Source organism: Protofrankia sp. CiP1_Cm_nod1 (assembly GCF_920888515.1).
Taxonomy (GTDB): Bacteria; Actinomycetota; Actinomycetes; order Frankiales; family Frankiaceae; genus Protofrankia.
In genome coordinates this window covers 1-4,390 of record NZ_CAKKTM010000461.1, presented here as the reverse complement: position 1 = coordinate 4,390, position 4,390 = coordinate 1, and the positions used below count along the sequence as shown (strand labels likewise).

The window sequence follows — 4,390 nt, the reverse complement described above, 5'->3', positions numbered from 1 at the left end:
GCGGGCCAGGTGCGGGCCAGGTGCGGGCCAGGTGCGGGCCAGGTGCGGGCCAGGGCGGCGCGGACGCCGCAGGGCCGCCGCGCCATCCGCCCCGCCCGCGGCCCGGCCACCAGGGCCGCACACTTCCTCCCGGCGATGTCCTCCAGGCTGCTTCAGACGGCCGGGCGGAGCCTGCCAAGCGCCCGTCAGACGAGCCTGCGAGCCCCCTTCGGGCCGGTCCCGCGCGTGCTCCCGGCGTGGGCGCCGAGAGGCACGCGGTGGACGTCGTCACGTGATCCTCGGCCGCGACGCACTATGGTCACAAGTCATGCAGACCTGGGAGTACGCGACAGCGCCGGTGCTGATCCACGCGACCAAGCAGATCCTCGACAACTGGGGGGCGGACGGCTGGGAGCTGGTCCAGATCGTCCCGGGGCCGAACCCGGAGAGCCTGGTCGCCTACTTCAAGCGCCCCAAGGGCGAACCGGCGAGGTGAGCGCCGTGACAGCCGACGCGGCGACCCCGTTGCAACGCCTGGCCGCGCTCGGCCTGACGCTGCCCACGGCCCCGTCGCCGGCGGGCGCGTACGTGCCCGCCCGGCGGCACGGTGACCTGGTGTGGACGGCCGGACAGCTCCCCCTGGTGGACGGCGTCCTCGCCGCGACCGGGCCGGTCGGCGAGGCCGCCGACGGCGGCTCGGTGCCGGCGGAGCGCGCTGCCGACCTGGCCCGGATCAGCGCCCTGAACGCGCTGGCGGCCGCGGCCGCGGTGGCCGGCGGCCTGGACGCGATCACCGGTGTCGTCAAGGTCGTCGGGTTCGTCGCGAGCGTGCCCGCGTTCACCGGCCAGCCGGCAGTGATCAACGGTGCGAGTGACCTGTTCGTGGCGGTGTTCGGTGACGCCGGACGACATGCCAGGTCCGCGGTCGGGGTGGGTGTCCTGCCGCTGAACGCTCCGGTCGAGGTGGAGATCGTCGTCACCGTCAGCTAGCCCTTGTCGGGGAACCGCGAACGGACGGCGTGCACGCGGGCCGCCGTCCAGCTGTGGATATATCCAAACGATAACTGTCCACCGGCGGCTGGTCATCGAAAAACGGCTGTATACGGGCCTTCGAACGAGACGCAGCTCACAGCTGGCCGCGACCGCCGACATGGTGCGCGAGCCGGGGCGGACAACCTACTGTCTACGGCAGAACTACTGTCTACGGCAGAACTAGCCGACTCGACGGTCGGGCCGGTGGGCAGCCCGAGCCAGCGGGCAGTCCGGTGGGCCGTCCGGGCAACGAGCGGGTGGAGTGCCGGGCCACCCGCGCGGCAGAGCATCGTCCGCTTCGGAACCTGGTGAGTGACCTGTGGGGCATACGAGCGTTACGGGCGGCGTGCCCGGCCCGCGCACGGCGGCCCCGGCGGAGGGCGGCCCGCCCGCGCCGCGGCAGGTGACCCTGCTGGCCTCGCTGCTGCTCGCGCCCAACCCCGGCCCGATGACCCTGGACGGCACGAACACCTGGATCCTGCGCGCCCCGGGCGCCACCGGCTGCGTCGTGGTCGACCCCGGCCCACCCGGCCCCGGCCATCTCGCGGCGATCGTCGCGGCCGGGCCGGTCGACGTCATCCTGCTCACCCATGGTCATATTGATCACAGTGAGGGTGCCGTGCCGCTGCACGAGCTGACCTCCGCGCCGGTGCGCGCCCTTGACGCCGCCCACCGGCTCGGCGACGAAGGGCTGGCCGAGGGCGACGTGATCGCCGCCGCCGGGGTGGAGATCCGGGTGCTGGCCACCCCCGGCCACAGCAGCGACTCGCTGTCGTTCGTCCTCACCGACGACCGGTGGACCGGCACCGGCGGCACCAGCGGCACCGGCGGCGTCAACAGCGGCGCCAGCGGTCACGACGTCCCGGCGCCCACCGCGGGAAGCTCGGTCCTCACCGGCGACACGATCCTCGGCCGGGGCACGACCGTGGTCGCGCACCCCGACGGGCAGCTCGGCGACTACCTGGCCAGCCTGCGGCGCCTACGCGAGCTGGGTGACGCCATGGTGCTCCCCGGCCACGGGCCGCATCTGCCGGCCGCGGGCCGCGCCGCGGCGGCGTACCTCGCGCACCGGGAGGCCCGGCTCGACCAGGTCCGGGCGGCCCTCGCCGCCGGCGACAGCACGGTCCGTCAGATCGTTCAACGGATCTACGCGGACGTCGACCGTGCCCTGTGGCCGGCCGCGGAGATGTCCGTCCGCGCCCAGATCGAGCACCTGCGCCAGCGGCGGGAACTGCGGACCACACCGCTCGAGCTCCCGCTCGCATAGGCCGCCGTTCCGGCGGCGGAGACGGCCTTCCGGCCGCGTCCACAAATCATGATCGCGTCGACGGCGGGACCCGCACGAACACGAAAACATGATCGCATCGCCTTCGGCCCCGCCAGCCCACGCACCTCCGGTGATGCGAAAACATGATCGCATCGCCTTCGGTGGGGAGGGTAGAGCCGGCCGGATTCTGGACATCCCACACCGCCCTCTTCCTTCCTGGAAACCGTTAAGATCAGCACGAACAGAAGATCTCGTACGGTTGGCTTATGCTCGCGGCCGGGAGGCGACCACCCGTGCGCAACGCTCCGGATATATCCGACCACGTCAAAAGGGTCCGGTCCTGGATACCGTGCCGGCAGGCCCGATACACCGGGCAGGCCGGCCGGACGTCATGGCCAGGCTCTGACTCCGGCTTCAGGGCGCCCCAATGATCACATCTCCCCTCGGTGGAACGCTGCGCTGCCCGCGGTGCGGCACTCCCGCCGTTCCCGGTGGACGGTTCTGTTTCCACTGCGGGCTGCCGTTGCAGACCGAAAACGGCATGGGCACCGACGAGGGCGCCGAACGCCGGGTCGTCACCGTCCTGTTCGGCGACCTCTCGGACTTCACCGCGTGGGCGGAGGACCTGGATCCCGAACGTGTCGGCGAGGTCACCGACCGGGTGCTCGCGGCCCTGGCCCGCGACGTCGCCGAGGTCGGCGGCCGGGTCGACAACCTCACCGGCGACGGCATCATGGCCGTGTTCGGCGCGCCGACCGCGCACGAGGACGACCCGGAACGCGCCGTGCGCGCCGCCGCCGCCATGCAGGAGACCGTCCGCCGGCTCGTCACCGACGAGGCCGGCGGTGGCCGCCACCTCGGCCTGCGCGTCGGGATCAACACCGGGGAGGTGCTGGCCGGCGTCCAGGCGTCGCTGACCTACACGGTGATCGGCGACACGGTGAACACCGCCGCCCGGCTGTCGGACGCCGCCGCGGTGGGCGCCGTGTACGCGGGCCACGACACCATGATCGCCACGACCTCGGTGGCGACCTGGCGCCGGCTGGCCCCGCTGAAGCTCAAGGGCAAGCGCGAGCCGGTCCCCACCTACGAGCTGGTCAGCCTGCGGCCGTCCAACGTCGCCCGGCCCGGGCACGGCGACGACGCGCCGTTCACCGGGCGCGACCAGGACCTCGCGGTACTCGAGTCCGCCTTCCGGGACGTCGTCGCGCACGGCCAGCCGCGGACGGTCGTCGTCACCGGTGAGGCCGGCATCGGCAAGACCCGGATAGCGGTGGAACTGGCCCGCCGGGCGGGCGCGGCGCAGGACGCGAGGGTGCTGTGGGGCCGCACGGTCCGCCACGGTGACGGCCGGGACCTCGCCCCGCTCATGGACATCGTGCGCACCGCCTGCGGGGTCGGCGAGGGCGACAGCCCGGACCGGGTCGCCGAACGGGTCCGGCGCACGGTCAGCCGGCTGGAGCACCCGGCAGCGCGCACCCGCATCCCCGGCGGCGTGGCCGACAAGCTGCTCGCCCTGCTGGGTGTGCCGCCGGAGGGCCGCTCGACGGTGGCCCCGGACATCCCGCCGGGGGACCCTGCCGGGCGGGAGAACCCGGCCGACGATCCCGCCGTCCGGGCCGTCGACGCGATCGTCGACGACGTGGCCGTGCTGCTCGGCGGCCTGTCCAACGACGGGCCGCTGGTCATCGTCCTGGACGACCTGGAATGGGCGACGACCGCGCTGTGGCAGGGCCTGCGGCGTTTCGCCGGCAGGCTGCGCGGGCCGATACTGCTGATCATGCTTGACCGTGAGGTCCCGTCGCTGGCCGGGCTGCCCAACGCCGAGTCGCTCGCGCTCGCCCCGTTGGCGGAGTCCGCCTCGGCCAGCCTGCTGCGCGACTATCTCGGCGGCGCCGAGCTGGACGAGACCGCCCGGGCCGCCCTGCTCGCGCGGGTCCACGGCAACCCGTTCTTCCTCACCGAGCTGCTGAACCTGCTGGTGGACCGGGGCATCCTGCACCGCGGCGGCGCGGCCGGCGCGGCCGCCGCCGGCGCCGGCGCCGGTACCGATGTCGGCACCAGCGCCGGCGTGGCGGGGACGGAGCCGCTGCCCGGCACCACGTCGAACGG

Annotated in this window: 4 protein-coding genes; all 4 read left to right on the top strand. The window is 73.8% G+C overall.

Annotated elements, in window-relative coordinates:
• Nucleotides 1-307: 307 nt before the first annotated feature.
• A complete protein-coding gene (locus NBX02_RS21835) occupies nt 308-475 on the top strand; it encodes a DUF4177 domain-containing protein (RefSeq protein ID WP_250286423.1) in 168 nt (55 codons plus the stop codon).
• Entirely contained in the window at nt 472-969 is a 498-nt protein-coding gene (locus NBX02_RS21830) for a RidA family protein (protein WP_250286425.1), read from the top strand. Before NBX02_RS21835 ends, NBX02_RS21830 begins: the two co-directional genes overlap by 4 nt.
• 388 nt (nt 970-1,357) lie before the next feature.
• Nucleotides 1,358-2,278 carry an MBL fold metallo-hydrolase gene (locus NBX02_RS21825; RefSeq protein ID WP_250286428.1) on the top strand — a complete coding sequence of 307 codons (921 nt, stop codon included), beginning with the start codon at nt 1,358-1,360 and terminating at the stop codon, nt 2,276-2,278.
• 427 nt (nt 2,279-2,705) lie between these two features.
• A partial coding sequence (locus NBX02_RS21820) for an adenylate/guanylate cyclase domain-containing protein (RefSeq protein WP_250292855.1) occupies nt 2,706-4,390 on the top strand: 1,685 nt, incomplete at its 3' end.

Coding starts and splice junctions, on each gene's coding strand:
- NBX02_RS21835 (WP_250286423.1), top strand. CDS start 308: ATGCAGACCTGGGAGTACGCGACAGCGCCGGTGCTGATCCACGCGACC.